Annotated in this window: 21 protein-coding genes; 15 read left to right on the top strand and 6 right to left on the bottom strand. The window is 68.6% G+C overall.

What is annotated here, in order from left to right; genetic code table 11:
* Nucleotides 1-89 precede the first annotated feature (89 nt).
* The 4 genes from atpA to atpC all read left to right on the top strand — a co-directional run bounded on the left by atpA (nt 90) and on the right by atpC (nt 4707).
* Nucleotides 90-1589, top strand: a complete 1500-nt coding sequence (atpA, locus tag WPS_RS17320) for a F0F1 ATP synthase subunit alpha (protein WP_317995705.1) — start codon at nt 90-92, stop codon at nt 1587-1589.
* 292 nt (nt 1590-1881) lie between these two features.
* On the top strand, nt 1882-2742 hold the full coding sequence (atpG, locus tag WPS_RS17315) for an ATP synthase F1 subunit gamma (RefSeq protein WP_317995704.1): 861 nt from the start codon (nt 1882-1884) through the stop codon (nt 2740-2742).
* A 75-nt stretch (nt 2743-2817) separates the two neighbouring features.
* Entirely contained in the window at nt 2818-4284 is a 1467-nt protein-coding gene (gene atpD, locus WPS_RS17310; RefSeq protein ID WP_405054975.1) for a F0F1 ATP synthase subunit beta, read from the top strand.
* A 3-nt stretch (nt 4285-4287) separates the two neighbouring features.
* Nucleotides 4288-4707: an ATP synthase F1 subunit epsilon gene (gene atpC, locus WPS_RS17305; protein WP_317995702.1), complete on the top strand. Its 420-nt coding sequence runs from the start codon at nt 4288-4290 to the stop codon at nt 4705-4707.
* Nucleotides 4708-4941: 234 nt separating this feature from the next.
* Here the strand turns inward: atpC and WPS_RS17300 are convergent, their stop codons facing one another.
* Genes WPS_RS17300 through WPS_RS17280 form a run of 5 tightly spaced genes read right to left on the bottom strand, consistent with a single transcriptional unit; the run spans nt 4942 to nt 12870 of the window.
* Complete coding sequence (locus WPS_RS17300; protein WP_317995701.1) at nt 4942-7911, bottom strand: FAD-binding and (Fe-S)-binding domain-containing protein; 2970 nt, start codon at nt 7909-7911, stop codon at nt 4942-4944.
* 1 nt (nt 7912) lies between these two features.
* The gene (locus tag WPS_RS17295; RefSeq protein ID WP_317995700.1) at nt 7913-9100 is read right to left on the bottom strand and encodes a pyridoxal-phosphate-dependent aminotransferase family protein; all 1188 of its coding nucleotides are present in this window, start codon (nt 9098-9100) and stop codon (nt 7913-7915) included.
* Nucleotides 9101-9126: 26 nt separating this feature from the next.
* Nucleotides 9127-10041, bottom strand: a complete 915-nt coding sequence (locus tag WPS_RS17290; protein ID WP_317995699.1) for a DMT family transporter — start codon at nt 10039-10041, stop codon at nt 9127-9129.
* Nucleotides 10042-10076: 35 nt separating this feature from the next.
* Nucleotides 10077-11570 (bottom strand): gluconokinase, encoded by a 1494-nt coding sequence (locus tag WPS_RS17285; protein ID WP_317995698.1) that lies wholly within the window; start codon nt 11568-11570, stop codon nt 10077-10079.
* Complete coding sequence (locus WPS_RS17280) at nt 11563-12870, bottom strand: MFS transporter (protein ID WP_317995697.1); 1308 nt, start codon at nt 12868-12870, stop codon at nt 11563-11565. The genes WPS_RS17285 and WPS_RS17280 overlap by 8 nt, the downstream gene beginning before the upstream one ends.
* 97 nt (nt 12871-12967) lie before the next feature.
* Here WPS_RS17280 and WPS_RS17275 point away from each other — a divergent pair, with 97 nt between their 5' ends.
* The 6 genes from WPS_RS17275 to WPS_RS17250 all read left to right on the top strand — a co-directional run bounded on the left by WPS_RS17275 (nt 12968) and on the right by WPS_RS17250 (nt 18811).
* The gene (locus WPS_RS17275) at nt 12968-13480 is read left to right on the top strand and encodes a hypothetical protein (protein WP_317995696.1); all 513 of its coding nucleotides are present in this window, start codon (nt 12968-12970) and stop codon (nt 13478-13480) included.
* The gene (murA, locus tag WPS_RS17270; protein ID WP_317995695.1) at nt 13477-14835 is read left to right on the top strand and encodes a UDP-N-acetylglucosamine 1-carboxyvinyltransferase; all 1359 of its coding nucleotides are present in this window, start codon (nt 13477-13479) and stop codon (nt 14833-14835) included. Before WPS_RS17275 ends, murA begins: the two co-directional genes overlap by 4 nt.
* 126 nt (nt 14836-14961) lie before the next feature.
* Complete coding sequence (gene mreB, locus WPS_RS17265; RefSeq protein WP_317997574.1) at nt 14962-15960, top strand: rod shape-determining protein; 999 nt, start codon at nt 14962-14964, stop codon at nt 15958-15960.
* Between the two features lie 41 nt (nt 15961-16001).
* On the top strand, nt 16002-16670 hold the full coding sequence (locus tag WPS_RS17260; protein ID WP_317995694.1) for an LptA/OstA family protein: 669 nt from the start codon (nt 16002-16004) through the stop codon (nt 16668-16670).
* A complete protein-coding gene (locus tag WPS_RS17255; RefSeq protein WP_317995693.1) occupies nt 16667-17407 on the top strand; it encodes an LPS export ABC transporter periplasmic protein LptC in 741 nt (246 codons plus the stop codon). Before WPS_RS17260 ends, WPS_RS17255 begins: the two co-directional genes overlap by 4 nt.
* A 21-nt stretch (nt 17408-17428) precedes the next feature.
* Complete coding sequence (locus WPS_RS17250) at nt 17429-18811, top strand: replication-associated recombination protein A (RefSeq protein ID WP_317995692.1); 1383 nt, start codon at nt 17429-17431, stop codon at nt 18809-18811.
* Nucleotides 18812-18822: 11 nt separating this feature from the next.
* Here the strand turns inward: WPS_RS17250 and WPS_RS17245 are convergent, their stop codons facing one another.
* Nucleotides 18823-19995: an AAA family ATPase gene (locus WPS_RS17245; RefSeq protein WP_317995691.1), complete on the bottom strand. Its 1173-nt coding sequence runs from the start codon at nt 19993-19995 to the stop codon at nt 18823-18825.
* Between the two features lie 104 nt (nt 19996-20099).
* Here WPS_RS17245 and WPS_RS17240 point away from each other — a divergent pair, with 104 nt between their 5' ends.
* From WPS_RS17240 to WPS_RS17220, 5 genes are all read left to right on the top strand, one after another.
* On the top strand, nt 20100-21248 hold the full coding sequence (locus WPS_RS17240; RefSeq protein WP_317995690.1) for a cysteine desulfurase family protein: 1149 nt from the start codon (nt 20100-20102) through the stop codon (nt 21246-21248).
* 106 nt (nt 21249-21354) lie between these two features.
* A complete protein-coding gene (locus WPS_RS17235) occupies nt 21355-21732 on the top strand; it encodes a hypothetical protein (RefSeq protein ID WP_317995689.1) in 378 nt (125 codons plus the stop codon).
* Nucleotides 21725-22021 carry a YtxH domain-containing protein gene (locus WPS_RS17230; protein ID WP_317995688.1) on the top strand — a complete coding sequence of 99 codons (297 nt, stop codon included), beginning with the start codon at nt 21725-21727 and terminating at the stop codon, nt 22019-22021. Before WPS_RS17235 ends, WPS_RS17230 begins: the two co-directional genes overlap by 8 nt.
* 8 nt (nt 22022-22029) lie before the next feature.
* Nucleotides 22030-22374 carry an STAS domain-containing protein gene (locus tag WPS_RS17225; protein WP_317995687.1) on the top strand — a complete coding sequence of 115 codons (345 nt, stop codon included), beginning with the start codon at nt 22030-22032 and terminating at the stop codon, nt 22372-22374.
* The gene (locus tag WPS_RS17220; RefSeq protein ID WP_317995686.1) at nt 22371-22808 is read left to right on the top strand and encodes an ATP-binding protein; all 438 of its coding nucleotides are present in this window, start codon (nt 22371-22373) and stop codon (nt 22806-22808) included. Before WPS_RS17225 ends, WPS_RS17220 begins: the two co-directional genes overlap by 4 nt.
* Nucleotide 22809 lies beyond the last annotated feature (1 nt).

Raw genomic sequence — 22809 nt, 5'->3', positions numbered from 1 at the left:
ACGATGAGCGCACACACCGCGCGGGGGACCCACGCCGAAGGCGTGGGGGGCGCGGAGCCTGGGGCGGAGCGCCTTGAAATGGAACCGACATGATCAACGCCGACGAAATCGCCGGAATCATCAAACAGCGCATCGCCACCTACGCGACGGGGACGAATGAAGCCGAGATCGGCACCGTCATCGAAGTCGGCGACAACATCGCGCGCATCTACGGCCTCGACAACGCGCAGGCGTCGGAGCTCGTCGAGTTTCCGAACGGCCTCAACGGGATCGTCCTGAACCTGGAAGAGGACTCGGTCGGCGTCGCGATCATGGGCCCCGACACCGACATCAAGGAAGGCGACAAGGTGCGCCGCACCGGCCGCATCGCGTCGGTTCCGGTCGGCGACGCGCTGCTCGGCCGCGTGGTCAACCCGCTGGGCCAGGCCGTCGACGGCAAAGGCGAGATCGTCTCCAACCAGTACCGCACGATCGAGAACACCGCCCCGACGGTGATCGAGCGGCAGGGCGTCAAGCAGCCGCTGCAGACTGGTATCCGCGCGATCGACGCGCTGGTCCCGATCGGCAAGGGGCAGCGCGAGCTGATCATCGGCGACCGCGGCACCGGCAAGACGGCGATCGCGATCGACACGATCATCAATCAAAAGGGGCAGAACGTCATCTGCATCTACGTCGCGATCGGGCAGAAGAACTCGACCGTCGCGGCGCTGCAGCAGACGCTCGAGAAGCACGGCGCGATGGAGTACACCACCATCGTCACCGTGTCGGCAGCCGAGCCCGCGTCGCTGAAGTGGATCGCGCCGTTCGCGGGCTGCGCGATGGGCGAGCACTTCATGCTCTCCGGACGCGACGTCCTCATCATCTACGACGATCTCACGCGTCACGCGCAGGCGTATCGCGAAGTCTCGCTGCTGCTGCGCCGTCCGCCGGGCCGCGAAGCGTATCCCGGCGACGTCTTCTTCCTGCACTCGCGCCTGCTGGAGCGTTCCGCCAAGCTCTCCGACGAGAAGGGCGGCGGTTCGATGACCGCGCTCCCGATCATCGAGACGCAGGCCGGCGACGTCTCGGCGTACATCCCGACCAACGTCATCTCGATCACCGACGGTCAGATCTACCTGCAGACAGGATTGTTCTTCCAGGGGATTCGCCCCGCCGTCGACGTCGGGATCTCGGTCTCGCGCGTCGGCTCCGCGGCGCAGACGAAGGCGACGAAAGCGGTCGCCGGCCGTCTGAAGCTCGACCTCGCGCAGTACCGCGAGCTGGCGGCGTTCGCGAAGCTCGCGTCCGACCTCGACAAGGCGACGCAGCAGCAGCTCAACCGCGGCGACAAGATGACTGCGATCCTGGTCCAGAAGCAGCTCGACCCGCAGCCGATGGAAGATCAGGTCATCGTGCTGTTCGCGGCGACGCGCGGCTACCTCGACGCGTTCCCCACCAACCGCATGCAGGACTGGGCGCACCAGTTCGTGGCGTTCGTCCACGACAAGTACCCCGCGATCACCGACACGATCCGCACGACATCCGCGCTTTCGGACGACGTCTCGAAGCAGCTGATCGCGGCGATCGACGAATTCAACGAGGGCTTTTAGTGCCTCCGCTTCGCTACGGTACGAAGGTGTTGTTGCAGGGGGGGCGCCGGCCCCGCGTTGCGGGGACGGCGAGTCTCGGCCGAATCCCTGCGGAATTCGCCCGAGACGGGCGACGCGTGGAGTTCGCGCGGATCGCGCGATCGGTGCGATCTTTCGCGATCGTCGAAGACGTCAGTTCTTCGCAATCGAGTCGCAAGAAAACGCCACACATCTCCTCGACCAGCCCGCGCGGCGGGATCGGCGAAACAAGCTTGACGCTACCTGCCTGCCGTAGCGCAGCGGAGGCAGACTAGTGCCGTCAGTCCGCGATCTTCGAGACCGCATCCGGTCCTTGAAGAACACGCAGCAGATCACCAAGGCGATGAAGCAGGTCGCCGCCGCGAAGATTCGCCGGGCGGAGATGCTGCAGAGGCAGTCGCGTCCGTATGCCGACGCGATTGGGGCGATGCTCCGCGATCTGATGGCGAACGTCGGGTCGGTCGACCATCCGTTCATGAAGCCCGGGCGCGAGGGCGCGCCGGCCGGCGTCATCCTGATGACCGCCGACAAAGGCCTCGCCGGATCGTTCAACGCCAACCTCATCCGCATGGCCGAGATCCACGGCCGCGACCACGGCGACCTCGCGTGGTACGCGATCGGGATCAAGAGCCGCAACGCGCTGCGCCGTCAACGCGGTGCGACGCTGCAGTTCTGGCCGCTCGCGCAAGGCGACATGTTCGCCAACGCGCGCGAACTGGCGCAGCGCGTCACCGACGACTTCGTCGGCGGCAAGATCTCGTCGCTGACGCTGATCTCCCCGCAATTGGTCAACATGATGACCCAGCGGCCGGAGATGCGTCAGATCCTCCCCGTCACGCCCGACCGCGATCAACCCAAAGGGACCAACGTGCAGGGCGCAGTCGAGTTCGAGCCGTCGCCCGAGTTCGTGCTGGGGCGGCTGCTGCCGAAGTACCTCGAGTTTACGCTGTACTCGGCGATGCTCGAGACGAACGCCGCGTTCTACGCCGCCCAGTTGATCGCGATGAACAACGCGACCGACAACGCGAAGAAACTGATCGACGAGAACACCGTCGAGATGAACAAAGCCCGCCAAGCCGCGATCACCAAGGAAATCCTGGAGATCGTCGGCGGCGCTGAAGCGCTGGCCGGCTAGGCCGAACCGTCCCGGTTCCACCCTGAAAGCACCCGAAGGAAACATACCGTGAGCGCCACCGTCACCCCCACGACTCTGAAGACCGGGAAGGTCGTCCAGGTTCTCGGCAACGTCGTCGACGTCGAGTTCCCCGCCGAGTCGCTGCCGAACATCAACGACGCGCTCGTCGTGCACATCGGCGGCGGCCATGCCGGTTCGAACGGCGCCGGCGCGCATCTCGCCGCGGGCGTCCAGCTCGCCGGCACCGCGATGGCCGAGCGCGATCTCGTCCTCGAAGTGCAGGGCGAGCTCGGCAACAACCAGGTGCGGTGCCTGGGGATGGGCTCGACCGACGGTCTGGTGCGCGGTGCTCCGGTGACCAGCACCGGCGCGTCGATCACGGTCCCGGTCGGTGAGGGGACACTCGGGCGCATCTTCAACGTCCTCGGGAAAGCGATCGACTCGAACGATCCGGTGAACCACGCGGCGATGTGGCCGATCCACCGTGACGCGCCGACGTTCGCGGCGCAAGACCCGACGCAGAAGATCTTCGAGACGGGGATCAAGGTCATCGACTTGATGGCTCCGTACACGCGCGGCGGCAAGGTCGGACTCTTCGGGGGCGCTGGCGTCGGCAAGACGGTGCTCATCCAGGAACTGATCCGCAACATCGCCGCGGTCCACAAAGGCTTCTCGGTGTTCACCGGCGTCGGCGAGCGGACGCGCGAAGGCAACGACCTGTGGGTCGAGATGAAAGAGTCGGGCGTGCTCGCGCAGACGACGCTCGTCTTCGGTCAGATGGACGAACCGCCGGGCGTGCGCTTCCGCATCGCGCAGACCGGCGTGACGATGGCCGAGTACTTCCGCGACGAGCTCGGCTCCGACGTGCTGCTGTTCATGGACAACATCTTCCGCTTCATGCAGGCCGGCTCGGAAGTCTCCGCGCTGCTCGGCCGCATGCCGTCAGCGGTCGGCTACCAGCCGTCGCTCGCGACGGAGATGGGCGCGCTCGAAGAGCGCATCACCACGACCAACAAAGGCTCGATCACGTCGGTGCAGGCCGTCTACGTCCCCGCCGACGACTACACCGACCCCGCCGTCGCGACGACGTTCGCGCATCTCGACGCGACGACCGCGCTCTCGCGTCCGATCTCGGAACTCGGGATCTATCCGGCCGTCGACCCGCTGGCGTCGTCCTCGCGCATCCTCGATCCGGCGATCGTCGGCGAGGAACACTATCAGGTCGCGCGCGGCGTGCAGGAGACGCTGCAGCGCTTCCGCGACTTGCAGGACATCATCAACATCCTCGGCGTCGAAGAGCTCTCCGACGAAGACAAGCTCACCGTCAGCCGCGCGCGCAAGATGCAGCGCCTGTTCTCGCAGCCGTTCTTCGTCGCCGAGCAGTTCACGGGACGCTCCGGCAAGTACGTGAAGATCGAAGACACGATCCGCTCGTTCAAGGAAGTTCTCGACGGCAAGGCCGACGATCTGCCGGAACAGGCGTTCCTCTACGTCGGCGACATCGACGAAGTGCGCGCCGCGGCGGAAGAGATGCGCAAGTAGTCCGTGCCCAACACGATTCCGTTCCAACTGATCACGCCGCTGGCGGTCAAGTTCGACGGCCAGGCGGAGCTGGTGATCGCCGTCGGCACCGAAGGCGAAGTCGGCATCCTGCCCTCGCACGCGCCGTTCCTCACCGCGTTGCGTCCCGGCGTGCTGCGCGCGAACGTGCATGGCGAGGGCGGTGCGACGACGCGTCTGGAACTCGCCTGCGGCGAAGGCTTCATGCAGGCGCTCCCGGGCAAGGTGACGGTGCTGACGGACGCCGCGTTCGCGCGCGACGAGGTCGACATCGCGCAGGCGCGCGCCGATCTCGCGGCCGCGCAGGACGAGCACAAGAGCGCCGGCGGCGACCTCGACGCCCAACGCCGCGCCCAGGTGAAGATCGACTTCGCCAACGCCCGGCTCGCGGTCGCCGGAGTCTGATTTTCCCCGCGCGCGATGTGTCCGCTGACACACGCGTCGCCTTTTCTCGCGCCTGCGTGCCCGGAACGCCTGCCCTACCCTAAAGGCGGGGCGTCGATCACCCGATGGTCATCAAGTCCGGGTAGAGCCACGCTCACGCAGGAGAAGTCATGAACGTTCGTCCCCAGGTCATGATCCTTGGCGCCGCGATCGTCGTCGTCATCGCCGTCACGGTGTTCGAATCCGGTTCGATCATCAGCGCGCTGGGCGGTCTGCACCACTAACCGCCCCGGCCGGCGATTCGCGCGCCGGCGTTGCCTCGAGCAGACCGGCGTACACCTCGGCGACGTGCAGCGGACGCCGGTGCGCGCCATGCTCGATTTGATGCTTGCAGCTCACCCCGTCGGCGACGACGAGCGTCTCGGCGCTCGCGGCACGGACGGCGGGGAGCAGATCGGGTTCCGCCATCGCCATCGAGACGTCGTAGTGCTCGCGCTCGTAGCCGAACATCCCGGCCATCCCGCAGCACGATGACTCGATCGGCTCGACGTCGAGCCCGGGGATCGCGCGCAACGCGCGCATGACCGCCGGCATCGCGCCGAACGCCTTTTGGTGACAGTGACCGTGAAGCAGCGCGCGGCGCGGCTCGGTGCGCAGCGGGGGCGCCCAGCGTGCCGCGTCGAGTTCGCGGGCGACGAACTCTTCGAACAAGAGCGCAGCGCCGGCGACTGCGCGTGACGCCTCGCCCGGAACGAGTGAGACGAACTCGTCGCGCAGGGTCAGCAGGCACGACGGCTCGAGCCCGACGACGGGAACGCCGCGCCGCACGAACGGCAGCAGCGCCGCGATCGTCCGTTCCGCCTCGGCACGCGCCTGCGTCACGTCGCCCTTGGTGAGGAACGTGCGCCCGCAGCACAGCGGACGCGCGCCGTCGCGCGCGGCTGCGCAGCGCACGTCGTACCCGGCGGCGTCGAGGACGCGCACGGCAGCGCGCGCGACGTCCGCCTCGAAATAGCGATTGAACGTGTCGACGAAGAGCACGACTTCGCGGTCGGCGCTCCCGCTCGACGGCGTTGCGCGCCGCGCTGCATTGCGATCGTCGCGAAATGGCGTCGCGTGCCAGCGCGGGAGCGCGCGGCGCGACGTGAAGCCGCTCGCGCCTTCGGTGGCGCGCGCGAAGCCGGGGATGCGGTCGCGCAGGTTCGCGAGCCGGCGCAAGGCGCCGGCGCGATGCGCGAGGTGCGGTAGCGCGGCGACGATGCGGTCGCGCAGCGAGACGCCGCGGACCGCGCGCCGCTGCGCGAGCACCTCGATCTTCATCTTCGCCATGTCGACGCCGGTCGGACACTCGCGCCGGCACGCTTTGCACGAGACGCATAGGTCGAGCGCATCGTCGAGCTCGTCCGAGGTCAGCGCGTCCGGCCCGAGCTGTCCGGTGATCGCCAGGCGCAGCGCGTTTGCGCGGCCGCGCGTGACGTCGTGCTCGTCGGCGGTGACGCGATACGACGGGCACATCGCGCCGCCGTCGGCTTTGCGGCACGCGCCGTTGTTGTTGCACATCTCGATCGCGCCGGCGAAGCCGCCCCACTCCGACCAGTCGAGTTGGGTCGCGAGCGGCTGCGGCGCGTACTCCGGTCCGTAGCGGAAGAGGGTGCGGTCGTCCATCTTCGGCGGGTCGACGATCTTGCCGGGGTTGAAGACGTTGCCGGGATCGAACGCGTGCTTGATCTCGCGGAACGCGGCGACGAGCCGCGTGCCCAGCATCTCCTCGTGAAACTCGGAGCGCACGATCCCGTCGCCGTGCTCGCCGGAGTGCGCGCCGCCGTACTCGCGCACGATCGCGAACGCCTCCTCGGCGATCGAGCGAAGTTTGCCGACGTCCTCGTCGCGCTTCACGTTGAGGACCGGGCGCACGTGCAGACAGCCCACCGAGGCATGAGCGTAGAACGTCCCGGTCGTGCCGTAGCGCGCGAAGATCGCGTTGAGGCGATCGGTGTAGTCCGCGAGATGCGCGAGAGGGACGGCGCAGTCTTCGATGATCGAGACGGGCTTCGCGTCGCCGCGCATCGAGGTCATGATGTTGAGCCCTTGCGCGCGCACGTGCCACATCTGCGCCTGCTGGGCGGGATCGGTGAGCTTCACGACGGCACCGGGGAAACCGAGCGACGCCATCGTGTCGTCGAGGTCGTCGAGCCGCTGCGCGAGCGGCGCGGGCTCGTCGCCGGCGAACTCCACGAGCAGCAGCGAGCCGGGCTCGCCGCGCACGTACGCGGCCATGATCGGCGCGAACTCTGCGATCTCGCGCGAGAGCTCGATCATCGTGCGGTCGACGAGTTCGACCGCGACCGGTCCGAGCGCCACGAGCGCCTCGGTCGAACGCATCGCGTCGGAGAAGGACGGGAAGTGGCAGACGCCCAGCGCCTTCGCGCGCGGGAGCGGCTGCAGCGCGAGATCGATCGCGGTGAAGAACGCCAGCGTCCCCTCCGAACCGACGAGCAGTTTCGCCGCGTTGAAATCGCGCTCGGGGTCGACCGTGTGGATCGCATAACCGCCGACGTGACGCTGCACCTTGGGGACGCGCGCGGCGATCTCGTCCGCTTCGCGCGCGGCGATGCTTCGCATCTGCGCGATCAGTTCGCGGTACCGGGTGGGCGCGGTGCCGTTCGCGAGCGCGGTGTCGCCGAAGTACGCACGCGTGCCGTCGGCGAGGACGGCGTCGATCCCGGCGACGTTGTCGGCCATGATCCCGTAGCGGATCGAACGCGCGCCCGACGAGTTGTTCGCCGTCATCCCGCCGATCGTGCAGCGGCTCGCCGTCGACGGATCGACGGGGAAGAACAGGCCGTGGCGTTTCAGCTCGCGGTTGAGGGCGTCGAGGACGACTCCCGGCTGCACGCGCACGCGCCTCGCCGCGACGTCGAGGGAGACGATCTCGCGCAAGTGCGGGCTCAGGTCGACGATGAGGCCGAAGTTGACGGTCTGGCCGCATTGCGAGGTGCCGCCGCCGCGCGCGGTGACGGGGACGCCTTCCTCGCGCGCGATCGCGATCGTCGCTTCGACGTCGCTGGCGCTGCGCGGGATCACGACGCCCAGCGGCATGATCTGATAGATCGACGCGTCCGTCGCGTACATCCCGCGCGTCGTGCGGTCGACGAGCACGTCACCCGCGATCGCCCCGCGCAGCCGCGCCGCTACCCGCGACGCCAGCACCGGATCCCGCCTCACATCAGCGTGACAGGGCGAGAGCGGGGGCGGGGTTTGTGAGTTGGGCGAGGGCGGGGGTGACGCCGTCGCCGTGCGGGATGCCGGCGATGTCGAGGCCCATCTGGACGCCGCAGAGCGTTCCCGCCAGCATCAAGTCGTTGAACGAGCCCAGGTGGCCGATGCGGAAGACGCGTCCCTTCAGCTTTCCGAGCCCGGTGCCGAGCGACATGTTGAAGCGCTCCAGAATCGTCGCGCGCAGCGCGTCGGCATCGAATCCTTCGGGGACGGAGATCGCCGTGAGCGAGTTGGAGTACTCGCGCGGGTCGAGCGCGACGAGTTCCAGCCCCCAGCCCTGCACCGCGCGGCGCGTCGCTTCGCCGTGGCGCGCGTGCCGCGCGTAGACGTTCGCGAGCCCTTCCTCGTCGAGCATGTGCAGCGCTTCGCGCAACCCGTAGAGCATGTTCGTCGCGGGCGTGTACGGGAACCAGCCGGTCCGCGTGCTCTCGAGCATGTCGTCCCACGCCCAGTACGAGCGCGGCAGCCGTGCCGTGCGCGACGCCGCGAGCGCCTTCTCCGAGATCGCGTTGAACGCGAGCCCCGGCGGCAGCATCAAGCCTTTCTGCGACCCCGCGACCGTCACGTCGACGCCCCAGTCGTCGTGACGATATTCGATCGAGCCGAGCGACGAGATCGTGTCGACCATCAGGAGTGCCGGATGTCCCGCGCGATCGATCGCCGCGCGTACCTCCGCGACGCGTGACGTCACCGCCGTCGACGTCTCGTTGTGAACGATCGCGACGGCTTTGATCGCATGCGCCGTGTCGGCGGCGAGGCGCTCGCCGATCGCGTCCGGATCGGCGCCGTGGCGCCAGTCGCCGGGGATCATATCGAGATCGAGCCCGAGCCGCGTCGCGATCCGGCTCCACAACGTCGCGAATTGGCCCGTCTCGGCCATCAGCACGCGGTCGCCCGGCGAAAGCGTGTTCACCAGCGCGGCTTCCCACGCGCCGCTTCCCGACGACGGATAGATCACGATCGGGCCGCGTGCGCCGAAGACCGGGTGCAGCAGGCAGGCGATCTCGAGCGAGAGCCGCTGGAACTCGGGGCCGCGATGATCGATCGTCGCGCGGTCGATCGCGCGCAGCACGCGCTCGGGGACGTTGGTGGGGCCGGGGATCTGCAGGAAGTGGATGCCGCTGACGTGGGACACGGGACGCACCTCGAGGACGGGTTCCCTTATAGATGCCGGGGGGCCGCGGCCGTTGCCTTTCGGTGCGGCAGCGATGCGCTCGCCGGGAACGCGTTGACGGCGAGCGCTATCACGATGAGCGCCATCCCGGCGATCTCGGTGGGCGACGGGATCTCGTGGAGCTGCAGCGCCGACGCCGCGACGCCGACGACCGGTGTCGCGAGCGACGCGATCCCGGCCACGCCCGCGGGCAAGTGCGAGAGGACGAACATCCAGAGATACCAGGCGACGGCGGCGCCGAGCACTGCCGTGAACAGCATCGCCGCGACGAACGACGGTGTGAAGCGGACGTGCTGCGGCACGATCGCCGTCAGCGCGAGCATCGGCAGGACGCCCCACAGCATCTGCCAGGCGGTGAGCGAGAGCAAGTCGACGTCGTAGCGCGCGCGCATCCATTTCAGATACACCGCGCTGCATGCCCACAGGAAACCCGCACCGACCGCGAGCAGATCGCCGGCGATCGTCCGCGGTCCCAGCGGCGAGACGACCAGCGCGAGCCCGGCCGCCGCCAGCGCGAGCGCGATCCAGCGTGCGCCCGCGATGCGCTCGCCGAGAAACGGCCACGCGATCAGCGCGACCCAGAACGGCATCGTGTAGCCGAGGATCGCAACTTTTCCGGCACCGCCGAGCGAGACCGCGATCGTCTGCAGCACCGTCCAGCCGGTGGTCTGCAGCAGTCCCAGGACGATCGTCGGGCCGAGCGGGGTCGGACGGAGCGAACGGCGCGTCGCCGCGAGGATCGCGAACAGCACCGCGACGCCGAGCGCGATCCGTCCGCTTGCGACCAGCAGCGGCGAGGCGTCGTTGGTCGCGACCTTGATCGCAACCCACGTGTAGCCCCAAATCAGCGCGAGCAGGACGAGCGCTCCGTAGACCACGCCGTTGCGAGCGGGAACCGGCATACGCGTGGTGCGACATCGCGCACCGGCGTCCGGTTTCAGCCCGCCGCGAGCTGCGCGTCGACGAGCGAACGGAACCGTTTGTATGCGGTGCGATACGCGTCGCGCTTCGTGCGATCCGGCTGGGTCGGCGCGTCGTAGCCGACCGCGCGCGCGGCCTGCGCCGCGTCGCCGATCAGGCCGACGGCCTCGGCCGCGACGAGCGCGGCGCCGAACGCCGAAGCCTCCTGCTGGTGCGGCTGCACCGCGGGGAGCGCGAAAACGTCGGCGAGCAGTCCGCGGACCAGCGGCGCTTTGGTGAGACCGCCGGTCAGCAGCAGCCGCTGCGCGTCGCCCGCGCTCTCGCGCATCGCTTCGTAGACCGAGTACACGCCGAACACGACGCTCTCGAACGCGGCGCGCAGGATCGTGCGGCGGTCGTGCGCGAGATCGAGACCCTCGAACGCGCCGCGCAGCGTGCTGCGCCAATACGGCGCGCGCTCGCCGGCGAAGAACGGCTGCACCACCAGACCGTCGGCGCCGGGCGGAATCTCGCTCGCAAGTGCGGCTGCGCGCGCGAAACGCTGATCCTTCGGCAGTTCGTCGAGGAGCAGCGCGAAGATCCAGTCGAGCGACGCGCCGGCCGAACTGGTCGGGCCGCCGACGACGAAGCGCCGGTCGTCGGCGCAATAGCAGAACGTGCGGCCTTGCGCGTCGAGCATCGGCTCGTCGGCGAGGATCCGCACCGCGCCCGAGGTCCCCAGCGTCAGCGCGAGGTCGCCGCGTTCGCTCGTGCCGACGCCGATGTTCGCGAGCGGCCCGTCGGACGACGCCAGCACGACCGCGCAGCGCTCGGCGAGGTGCAGTTCGCGCGCGATCGCGGGGCGCAGCGTGCGCAGCGCCGTCGACGGCAGCGCCGGCTGCGAGAGCCGCCCCGCGTCGATCTGCGCGAGCTGCAGCGCGAGCGGATCCCAGTCGCGCGTGCGCAGATCGAGCATCCCGGTCGCCGATGCGATCCCGTGATCGACGAGCCACTCGCCGGTCCAACGGAAGACGAGCAGTTCTTTGAGCCCGACGAACCGGCGCGTTTTCGCGAAGAGCGCCGGGTCGTTCTCGGCCAGCCAGCGCAGCTTTGCGACCGGAAGCATCGGATGCATCGGCGCGCCGGTCCGCGCGTAAAGCGCCGAGCCGTTGCCGTCCGCGCGCCAGCCGTCGGCGATCGCGTGTGCGCGGCGGTCCATCCAGGTGATGACGCGCGAGATCGGCTCGCCGCTGTCGTCGACGCACAGCACGCCGTGCATCGCGCTCGAAAACCCGATCGCGACGACTTCGCTCCCGCGCAGGCGCACGTCGGCGAGGACGCGTTCGAGGACGCGCATCGTCGCGCGATACACGACGTCCGCGTCCTGCTCGACGAAGTCCGGATGCGGCGCCTCGAGCCCGTAGAACTCCGAGCCGATCGCGATCTGGCGCCCCTCGGTCGTCGACGCGAGCACCTTGACCGCGCTGGTGCCGAGGTCTATTCCAACAACCGCATCCGGAGCGTTAGGCACCTGCCGGTTCCGGCGTTTTGTCGATGTGGCCGAGGATGACGGTGTACGAGAAGATCCCGATGATGAGGATCACGCCGGCGGTGACGAGCGCCGCGTAGAACGATCCGGTCGTGCCGACGATGTAGCCGGTGACGACCGGCGCGAAGAAGTTGGCGACGTTGTTGAGGCAGTTCATGATCGCGCCGACCTGCCCGGTGCTGTTGCGCGGCGCGATGAGCGCGGGGAGCGACCAGCCCACCGGCGCGTGAAACGAGATCCCCGCGACCGCGATCGTGATCCAGAAGACCGCGACGTTGATGTCTTTAGTGTACGCCGCGCCGACGATCGCGAAGCCGAGCACCAATCCCGCGACGAGCGCCGTTTTGCGCACGCGGTTCGGATCGGCGCCGCGCTTGATGAAGTAGTCGACGAGATAGCCCCCCACGATCAGGTCGGCGATCGTTCCGACGCCCCAGATCAGCAGTACGTAGCCGCCCGCTTTGAGGATGTTCACGCCGAACGTCGACTGCAGGTACGTCGGCAGCCACGTGATGAGAAAGCCGAACAGGTAGCCGTACGCCGAGAATCCCAGCGTCAGGCCCCACACTTTGCGCTGGCGGAGAAGATACAGGTAGCTCGCGCCGCGCGGCCGCACGCCGTCGACGGTCTCGGGCTCGGCGCCGCCCTCTTGGATGTACTTCTTCTCGGCGTAGGTCAGCCGCTTGTCTTCGCTCGGGTTGCGATAGAACACGTAGAACAGCACGAAAAAGATCAAACTCAGCACCGCAGTCGACCAGAACATCCCGCGCCAGCCGAGCTGCACCATCAGGAACGCGGTGAACGGCACGCCGATCGCGTTCGAGAGCTTCGCCGCGGCGTCGAACAGCGACGTCGCGAAGCTGCGCTCCGATTTCGGGAACCAGTAGCCCGTCGCTTTAGCGTTGGCGGGGAACGTCGGCGCCTCGGCGACGCCGAGGAAGAGCCGCGCGCCGACGATCGCCGCGAAGTTCGGCGCGAGCGCCGTCGCCGCCGCCGCGAGGCTCCACAGGAACGCGCCGATGCGCGAGATCACCGTGACCCCGTAGCGATCGAGGATGTATCCGACGGGGAGCTGTGCGATCGCGTACACCGCGAAGAACGCGCCCGAGAGCCATCCGAACTGTTCGGGGCCGATTCCGAGGTCGTCGTGGAGCGGTTTCGACGCGACGCTGAGCGCGCCGCGGTCGATGTAGTTGATGAGAACGCCGAACCCGAGGATCAGCGCGATCCCCCAGCGCAGGTTCGTCACGCGTTCGGCGGGTGCGATGATGCTGCGTTGCATGACCTTCGTTCCTCCACGGCGGAAGCGGCGTGTTCGGCTTGTGTACGCGCACGCACGCTAAGAAACATCGTCCCGCGCGTCGAAGATGCCGTTCGGGATGAAGCGTACTTCGCCGTGGGTCTTCGTGGCCGCGGCCGCCGTTCAACTTGCGGCACTCGGTCTGTGCGTGTGGGCGATGGAGCATTGGGGGACGCTCGAGAACGAGCGGACCCCGCTGCCGGAGCGGCCGGCACCGCAGCCCCCGCGGGAGGCGATCGGCGTCGCCGAGCCTGGAGCCGAGCCCCCGCTGCCCCCCTCCTCGCTCCCCGCGTTTCTGACCGACGGGGCCGACTCGCTCACCCAGCTCGCGCGGGCCGGCGCCGGCGAGCAGTCCGTCGCGTTCGGTTTCTATCCCGACGGGAACATCCGGTTCGTGGACGTCGACGGCGGGCGGTACGCGGGGAAGGCCGAGAGCGCACGCGCGCGGATGCGCGAGGTCGACGGGACTCGCGCGTTCACGGTGCAGATCGGCGTGGCGTCCGACGGCGGGCTGCAGGCCACATTCACCGGCGGCGCCCACGACGACGAAACCTTCCCCCTGGAGCCGCTGGTCGGGTGGAGCGTCGCATGAACGTTCTCGATCGGCTCGATACCACGCTGCGCGTCGTCGGCGGCGCACGCCTCGAAGGCTCCGTCGACGTGCAGGGCGCGAAGAACGCCGCCCTGCCGATCATGGCGGCCTCGCTGCTTGCGCGCGGCAAGGTGACGCTGCATCGCGTCCCGCGGATCACCGACGTCTCGGTGATGTGGTCGCTGCTCGAGGCGCTCGGCGCGCGCGTCGCGATGGAAGACCGCAACACCCTCACGATCGACGCGGCGAACGTCAACAAGTACCGCGCGCCGTACACGCTGGTGCGCAAGCTCGCGGCGTCGTTCGATCTGTGCGGACCGCTGCTCGGCCGGTTCGGACGCGCGGAGGTTCCACTGCCGGGCGGATGCGTGCTCGGCACGCGCGCGACGGACATGCACGAAGCCGCGTTCCGCGCGCTCGATGCCGAGGTCTCCGTCGCCCACGGGTACCTCATCGCGAACGGCAACGACGGCCGGCTGCACGGCGGCGAGATCGAGTTCCGCACGCCGTCGGTCGGCGCGACGAAGAACGCGATGCTCGCGGCGGTCACGGCCGAGGGCGACACGCTGATCCGCAACGCCGCGATGGAACCGGAAGTCGTCGATCTCGCGAATTTCCTGGTCGCGATGGGGGCGAAGATCGCGGGCCAGGGCGGCGACACGATCCGCATCACCGGCGTGCGCGAACTGCACGGCGTCGAGTACGAGATCATCCCCGACCGCATCGCCGCCGGCACGCTGCTGATCGCGGGCGCGATCACCCGCGGCGACGTGACGGTGAAGAAGTCGCGTCCCGACGATCTGCACGCGCTGCAGTTCGCGCTCTCCGAAACCGGCGTCACCGTCACGTCGGGCGACGACTGGGTCCGCGTGCAGGCCGACACGGTGAAGGGCGGCACCGACGTCGTCACCGCGCCGCATCCCGGTTTCCCCACCGATCTCCAGCCGCAGCTGATCTCGTTTCTGTGCACCGCGCCCGGCGTGAGCGTCGTCGAGGAGTCGATCTTCAACGCGCGCTTCTCGTACATCAACGAACTGGTCCGCATGGGTGCCGACGTACGCGTCGCGAGGGACAACAACACGGCGCTCGTGAAGGGCGTCGCGCAGCTCTCCGGCGCGCCGGTCGAGGCGCCCGACATCCGCGCCGGCGCAGCGCTGGTGATCGCGGGATTGTGCGCCGCGGGCGAGACCGAGATCATCGGACTGGAGTACATCGACCGCGGGTACGAACGGCTCGAAGAGACCCTCGCATCGCTCGGCGGTCAAGTGCAGCGGTCGAGCGGGATCATTCCCTTCAACGAACCGCTCGGGACCTTCGAAACCAGCGAGTATCCGAGCGTTCAGGCCGCTCCGTAGCGCCGCCGAGGGGGCATTCCCGGCCGGTCAGGAATCACGGCTCACGAGCCGAATGCTCGTGAGCCGTTTATCAGCCGCGGCGCCGCCGCGTGTGCGCGAACGGCGCCCCCACCGGGAGTCACCGTCATCGATATCGGGATCGACCTAGGTACCGCCAACGTCCTCGTCTACGTCAAAGGCAAGGGGATCGTGCTGCGCGAGCCGTCCGTGGTCGCGAAAGACGTACGCACCAACAAGACCCTCGCCGTCGGCGAGGAGGCGCGCCAGATGCTCGGCAAGACGCCGAGCAACATCCAGGCGATCCGCCCGCTTCGCGACGGGGTGATCGCCGATTTCGAAGTGACCGAAGCGATGCTCGGGTACTTCATCAAGAAGGTCACCCGTCAGCGGTCGTTTCTGAGCACGCTCTTCCGGCCGAAACCCTCGGTGATCATCTGCGTCCCGGCCGAGATCACCTCGGTCGAAGAACGCGCGGTCCGTGACGCGGCGAAGCTCGCCGGCGCGAAGTCGGTCGATATCATCGAGGAGCCGATGGCGGCCGCGATCGGCGCCGGTCTTCCGATCGACGGGCCGTCGGGGAACATGGTCGTCGACATCGGCGGCGGCACCACCGACGTCGCGGTGATCTCGCTCGGCGGGATCGTCGTCTCGCAGTCGATTCGCGTCGCCGGCAACAAACTCGACGAAGCGATCATCCGTCACATCCGCCGCGTCTACAATCTGATGATCGGCGAGCGGACCGCGGAGGAGATCAAGATCAAGATCGGCTCGGCGTACCGGCTCGAACAGGAGCTCGCGATGGAGATTCGCGGGCGCGATCTGATCAACGGTCTCCCCAAGACGGTGAAGATCACCTCGGAAGAAGTGCGCGAAGCGCTCTCCGAGCCGGTGCAGGCGATCGTCGAGGCAGTCAAGTCCGTACTCGAAAAGACGCCGCCCGAGCTGGCGGCCGACATCATCGACCGCGGCGTGATCCTCACCGGCGGCGGAGCGCTGCTGCGCGGCCTCGATACGCTGCTGGGCGAAGTGACCGGGATTCCGGTGATCGTCGCCGAGGATCCGATGTCGTGCGTGGCGATCGGTACGGGTCAGCGCGTCGGCTACCACGGATCGATGAACCTCTAGGGCGCACCATTGCGGCCCATCGCAGCGTTGAAGATATCGTCATGATCCGTTTCCCCCGCCTGCTTCGCGCCGCCGTGCCGCTCGCTCTCGCCTGGAGCGTGAGCGCCGTCATGCCGGCGAGCGCGCAGGACGCCGGAGGACTCGAGTCGCGCGATTACAAGATCGCGACCGACACGACGAATTCGAACCTCAACACCGGCGAATTCACGATGCCTCACGCCGTGAGGTTCTATCGTCCCGGGACCGATGCGACCGCGGATCGCGCGCAGGGGAATTACAAGCGCGGGATCGCGACGCTGCTCGGCAACGTCGTCGTGCACGACAGCGGGAACGCGCCGGAGGCGACCGGCGCGGGCGGCTACGGCGGCAGCGGCGTCGCGACGCTGACGTGCGACAAGCTCGACATCGACTCGAAGTCAAAACTCTACACCGCGACCGGTCACGTACGCTTCTCGCAGGGCGGGCGCAGCGGGACTGCCGATCGCGGCGTGCTCGACCGCAACAGCGGAAATCTGCACCTCGAAGGCGGCGTGCGTTTGAGCGACAACGGCTCGACGCTCTCCGCCGACATCGTCGACTACAATCTCAACACCAAAGACGCGCAAGTCCGCGGAGGTCCGGCGGTCATGACGCAGCCGGCGAATCAGGCCGGCCCCAACGCTCCGATCCCCGCGCCCACGCCGGCGCCGAAGCGGCGGAAACCGCTGTGAGCGCGCCCAAGCCCGTCGCGACGGCGGTGCTCGCGGCGTTCGCCGTCGCGTGGATCGCCGCGTCGCCAGCGCCGCAAGCGTCGCCGGCGGCCTCGACCGCGCCCGCAGCACCGATCGCGCCCGCGGCGCCCCGTGAAACAATGGCCCCGCTGGGTTCGACGACCTCGACGCTGCAGACGCCGGAATACAAAGTCGAAACCGACACGATCACGACGCATCAGAACGGCGACTTCGAGATGCCGCACAAGGTGGTGTTCTCGCGGCCGGGGAGCGACGGCAGCGCCGACAGCGCAACCGGCAACGAGAAGCGCGGGACGATCACGCTGATCGGCAACGTCGTGATCCACGACAACGGCAACGCGCCCGAAGCGACGCAGTCCAGCGACGCGTACGCCAAAGGCGGTCCGGCGACGCTGACCTGCGACAAGCTCGACGTCGATTCAAAAGCGAAGATCTACGTCGCGACGGGGAACGTCCACTTCGAGCAGGGCGCGCGCAAGGCGATCGCCGACAGCGGCATCCTCAACCGCGTCACCGGCAACCTGCACCTCGCCGGGCACGTGCGCACCAGCGAAGGCGATGCGTCGATGCGCACCGACGTCATCGATTACAACCTGAACTCCAAACACTACGAAGCGACGGGCAAGCCGATCGTCATCAAACAGCCGGTCCCCACGCCCGAACCCGGCTCCGCCTCGCCGACGCCCGCACCCAAGAAGCGGAAGCTGCCGTTCTAAGGGCCATGGAGCGCGGCTGAAGTGCTCGGGCTCTTCGACGAGAGCGGCGGTGCGGGCGGCAAGGTGCGCGAGCCGCTCGCCGCGCGCATGCGCCCGCGCACCCTCGACGAGTTCGTCGGTCAGGAGCAGATCGTCGGCCCCGGCCGTGCGCTGCGACGCGCGATCGAGTCGGATCAGGCCCCTTCGATGGTCCTATGGGGGCCGCCGGGGACGGGGAAGACGACGCTCGCGCAGATCATCGCCCAGCAGACCGGCGCGCACTTCGCGGCGCTCTCCGCGGTGAGCGCGGGCGTCGCGGACCTGCGGCGCGTTGTCACCGACGCGCAGAAGCTGCGCGCCGCCGGACGCCGCACCGTGCTGTTCATCGACGAGATCCACCGCTTCAACAAAGCCCAGCAAGACGCGGTGCTGCCGTACGTCGAGGACGGGACCGTCACGCTGATCGGCGCGACGACCGAGAACCCGTCGTTCGAGGTGAACTCCGCGCTGCTCTCGCGCTCGCGCGTATTCGTCCTTAAAGCGCTCTCCGACGATGATATCCGCACGCTCGTCGACCGCGCGGTCGCCGACGAGGAGCGCGGGCTCGGCACGCTGCACGTCGCGATGAGCGACGAGGCGCGCGAGGCGCTGGTGAACCTCGCGAACGGCGACGCGCGCGTCGCGCTCGGGACGCTCGAGTTCGCCGCCGCCGCCGCGCCGAAGGACGCCGGCGGCAACCCGCGCATCGACGTGCAGACGATCGCCGACGCGCTGCAGCGCCGCGCCGCGAACTACGACAAGGGCGGCGACGCGCACTACGACACGATCAGCGCCTTCATCAAGACGATTCGCGGGAGCGATCCCGATGCGGCGATCTACTGGCTCGCGCGGATGATCGATGCCGGCGAGGAGCCGCTGTTCATCGCGCGGCGGCTGGTGATCCTCGCCAGCGAAGACGTCGGCCTCGCCGACCCGCAGGCGCTCCCGCTCGCGATCGCGGCGCAGCAGGCGGTGCACTTCGTCGGGATGCCGGAGGGGTTCTATCCGCTCGCGCACGCGACGCTCTACCTCGCGACGGCGCCGAAGTCGAACGCGGTGGGACGCGCCTACGGCGCGGCGATGGACGACGTGCAGAACTCGCGCACCGAACCGCCGCCGCTGCACCTGCGCAACGCGCCGACGAAGCTGATGAAGAACCTCGGCTACGGTGAAGGCTACCGCTACGCGCACACCGATTACGCGGCGATGAACGCCGAAGGCGATTTGCCGCCGGCGGTCGCGCTGCAGTCGAACCTCCCCGACGCGCTGGGGAAGCGCGCGTACTTCGAACCCGGCCGTCAAGGCGCCGAAGCACGCCTTCGCGACTGGATCGACCAGCGTCGCGGCACTACGCACGCCCCCGAAGACGACGACCCCTTCAACTAAGTCAGCGTGACTCAGCGCGGCATCGTGCGCTTCATGAACTCGTCGAAGAGGGGGACGGTGAAGGCCGTGTCGCCGTGGAGCGGCGAGTAGATCAGACCCTGGCTGATCAGTTGGGCGCGGATCGGCGCGAGCGACGTCACCTTCGCACCGTAGACGTCGGCGATTTCGCCGGAACGGTGCGCGCCGGGGCCGAGCTCCGCCATCGCGCGCAGGTATTTTTTCTGCGTCGCGGTGCAGCGCTCGAAGCGCACGCGGAAAAAACTGCGGTCGAGGTGATCGAGGACGCGCGGCGTCACCGCCTGCACGACGTCGGCATCGATCGGCGAGCGGTCCGCGCGGTTCCACACGTGATACGCCCATTCCTGAAGGAAGTACGGGTAGCCGTGCGTGATCCCCACGATCGCGTCGAGCGCGCCGCGGGTGAACTCGACGCCTTCCATCGCCGCCGGTTCGGCGACGGCGCGCCGCGCGTCGGCCGGCGCGAGCTCGCCGATCAGCGGAAAGTCGAACAGCCGCTCGGAATACGACTTCGCCTCGCCGGCGAGCGCGGGCATCTGCGGCAGCCCCGCGCCGACCACCACGATCGGCAGCGCGAGCTGCGTCGTGCGGTGGACCGCCATGATCAGCGCCGAGAGCTCGACCGCTGAGAGATACTGCAGTTCGTCGATCGCGAACAGCACCGCGGTGCGGCGGTCCTTGGCCGCATCACCGACGCTGACCATCAGCGCCGTGAGGTCGGCGGAGAGATCACCGCTGTCGCCCTCACCGCGTTCGGGGTCGACGTCGATCGAGAACGAGAGCGTGCCGTCCAGCGAAAAGCGCCCGGTGAAGCTGCGGAAGACGCGCATCGCGCGCTTCACGCGCTCGGAGAGCGCGCCGAGCCGGTCGAGTTCGAAGATGAGCCGCCGGATGTGCGTCGCGAGGAGCGCCGGAAAATTGCCGCCGTCGGACGCCTCCATGAACGCGTTGCGATAGCCCGCGCGCTCCGCGATCTCGACGAACCGGTTGAGCAGCACCGTCTTGCCGACGCCCCGCAGCCCGGTCGCGATGAGGCTCTTCGCCGGGCGCCCGAGCTTCGCGCGTTCGAGCTTGATCTCGAACGCCCGCAGCTCCGCTTCGCGCCCGACCAGCGCGGGCGGCGGCGTCCCGGCTCCCGGGCCGTACGGGTTGCGCACCTCGTCCACGCTCCGTCTTACCCGAATTAGTCGAGTTTCATTGCGTATGCGATAAATTGCGATAAGAGCGAAATAACTGCGGCGGCCGAGGCGGTGGGCGGTTCAATGGGGTGATGGACCGCGTTTTTCTCGACCACGCGGCGACGACGCCGATGCGTCCCGAGGCGGTCGAGGCGATGCTTCCGCTGCTGGGCGGCAGCTCCAACCCGAGTTCCCTGCACGCCGAGGGCCGCGCAGCCCGCGCCGCGCTCGACGCCGCCCGCGAGGCGGTCGCCGCGGTGGTCGGCGCCGCGCCGCGCGAGATCGTCTTCACCGGCGGCGGCTCCGAGTCGGACACGCTCGCGATCCTCGGCGCGGCGCGCGCTACCCGCAGCCGAGGGCGGCACGCGATCACGGCCGCGGTCGAGCACCACGCCGTCCTGCACGCGGTCGACCTCCTCGAAGAGGACGGCTGGAACGTCACCCGCCTCCCGGTCGACTCCGGCGGGCGCGTCGATCCGGCGGCGGTCGCAGCGGCCCTCACACCGCAGACGGCTCTGGTCAGCATCGCGCTGGCGAACAACGAGCTCGGGACGGTGCAGCCGGTCGCCGAGATCGCGCGGCTCGCGCACGCGGCGGGCGCGCTCGTCCACACGGACGCGGTTCAGGCTCCCGGCTGGCTCGCGCTCGACGTCGACGCGCTCGGGGTCGACCTGCTCTCCCTCTCGGCTCACAAGTTCTCGGGCCCTAAGGGCGCCGGGGTCCTCTACGTCCGCCGCGGGACGCCGGTTGCGCCGCTGATCGTCGGCGGCGGCCAAGAGCACGGCCTGCGCGCCGGGACCGAAAACGTCGCTGCGATCGCGGCGCTCGCAGCCGCGCTGGTGCTCGCCGAGGCCGAGCGCGCGGTGCAGGCGCCCCGGGTCGCCTCGCTGCGCGACCGCCTGGAGACGGCGATCCTCGCATCGATCCCCGGGTCAGTCGTCAACGCGGCCTCGGCTCCGCGCCTCCCGACGATCGCGTCGCTCGCCTTCGCGGAGACGCCGGGCGACGCGCTGCTGATCCGCCTCGACCTCGAGGGGATCGCGGCCTCCGCCGGGAGCGCCTGCGCGGCGGGCTCGGCCGAGCCGAGCCACGTGATCGCGGCGATCGGACTCGATGCGCGGTTTCGCGCGGGGGTCGTGCGATTCTCGCTCGGGCGGGAAACGACGTCGACGGAGATCGACGAGGTCATTCGACGGTTGCCCGCTATAGTAGCGGACGTACGCATCCCCGTTTCCGTGTAACGGAGAAGAATTATGGGAAAGGGCCGACCGTGGCTCTAGCGAGCACGCGGAGGATCGGTTTTTGACTGACGGCGCGTTCATTCGGGACGTTCTGATCGGTGTCGGGGTGCTTGCCGCCGGCATCGGTGTCTTCGTCGTCTGCTTCGGCCTCTACAAACTCTTCGCGCGGGTCAACAAGACGCTCGACGAAGTCGACCGTCAGATTTCGGCGGTCTCGGCGCCGGTCGTCGAGACACTGGGCCACGTTGGCGGGATCGCCGACACGGCCGATGCGACGGTTGCGCGGCTCGGCGCCGTGGTGGGGACGCTGGAAGGCGTGGCCGGCGGGGTCGGGAGCACCGCGAAGCTCGCATCGGATGCGGTCGCGCCGGCGCTCGTGAACATCGGGGCGACGCTCGCCGGAATCACCGCTGGATTACGCCGCCTCGTCAACGGGACGCGACGCAACGGAGTCGTTTCGAAAGAGGAACACACGAATGTCTGATCGCGGCGGAAGCGCCGGGTTCATTACCGGACTCGCACTCGGCATGCTCGCCGGTGCAACGCTCGCGATGGTCCTAACACCGCAATCCGGTGAGGACACGCGCGACCTGCTCGTGGCGAAAGCACGCGAAGCCGGCGAGCGCGCTCGCGACACGGCCGGCGACGCCGGCGAACTCCTCGCACGCGGACGCCAGATCGTGGCCGACGCGAAAGCCCGCATCGACGCAGCCGTCGCCGAAGGTAAAGACGCCGCGGACCGTCAGCGCACCACTCTCGAGAACGAAAGCTAGGAGAAACGGTGGATATCAAAGTCAACGTTCGTGAATCTGAAGGCGACGCGTACGTCGTCGACTTGACGGGCGAGATCGACGTGTATACCTCACCCAAAGTCAAGGACGCGATCACCGAACTTATCGATCAGGAACACTACAACCTCGTCATCAATCTCGAGAAGGTGCGCTACATCGACTCGACGGGGCTGGGCGTGCTGATCGGCGGCCTCAAGCGCGTGCGCGAGCACGGCGGCTCGGTGAACCTCGTGTGCACGAACCCGCAGATCAAGAAGATCTTCGACATCACCGGACTCGTGAAGATCTTCGGGATCTTCGACGACGAGCAGAGTGCGATGAAGGCCCTGGTGTGAACCCGACCCTGCCCGGACCGGTGTCGTCGCACGGAACCGTCGAGCTGAAGATCCCCGGCCGTGCCGAGTGGGTCGCGGTCGCGCGCCTCGCGGTCGCTGCGGTCGCCAGCCGGCTGCGTTTCTCCGTCGACGAGATCGAAGACATCAAGCTCGCGATCGCGGAGGCGTGCACCAACTCGATTCAGGCCTCCGGCGGCGAAGACGCGGGCGAGATCGAGATCGTGTGCGACGCCATCGAGACGGAGCTGCGCGTCACGGTGCGCGATCCGTCGACCGGTCCGCACGAAACAGCGAAGGAACCCAGCGGGATCGTCGAGGGCCGGACGGAAGCTCTCGGCGTGTTCCTCATTCGCGCGCTCATGGACGAGGTCGACTACACGACCGACCCGCAACGCGGGACCGAGCTCGTGATGACGAAACACGTCAGCGCGTAAG

Source organism: Vulcanimicrobium alpinum (assembly GCF_027923555.1).
Classification (GTDB): Bacteria; Vulcanimicrobiota; Vulcanimicrobiia; order Vulcanimicrobiales; family Vulcanimicrobiaceae; genus Vulcanimicrobium; species Vulcanimicrobium alpinum.
Note: the sequence above shows the minus strand (reverse complement) of the source record. Positions and strands in the feature narration are given on the sequence as shown.

Bases quoted from the DNA above. Each gene is read 5' to 3' on its own strand.
- atpA (WP_317995705.1), top strand. From the start codon at position 90: ATGATCAACGCCGACGAAATCGCCGGAATCATCAAACAGCGCATCGCC.
- WPS_RS17290 (WP_317995699.1), bottom strand. From the start codon at position 10,041: ATGCCGGTTCCCGCTCGCAACGGCGTGGTCTACGGAGCGCTCGTCCTG.
- WPS_RS17280 (WP_317995697.1), bottom strand. From the start codon at position 12,870: ATGCAACGCAGCATCATCGCACCCGCCGAACGCGTGACGAACCTGCGC.
- WPS_RS17275 (WP_317995696.1), top strand. From the start codon at position 12,968: ATGAAGCGTACTTCGCCGTGGGTCTTCGTGGCCGCGGCCGCCGTTCAA.
- murA (WP_317995695.1), top strand. From the start codon at position 13,477: ATGAACGTTCTCGATCGGCTCGATACCACGCTGCGCGTCGTCGGCGGC.
- WPS_RS17260 (WP_317995694.1), top strand. From the start codon at position 16,002: ATGATCCGTTTCCCCCGCCTGCTTCGCGCCGCCGTGCCGCTCGCTCTC.
- WPS_RS17240 (WP_317995690.1), top strand. From the start codon at position 20,100: ATGGACCGCGTTTTTCTCGACCACGCGGCGACGACGCCGATGCGTCCC.
- WPS_RS17230 (WP_317995688.1), top strand. From the start codon at position 21,725: ATGTCTGATCGCGGCGGAAGCGCCGGGTTCATTACCGGACTCGCACTC.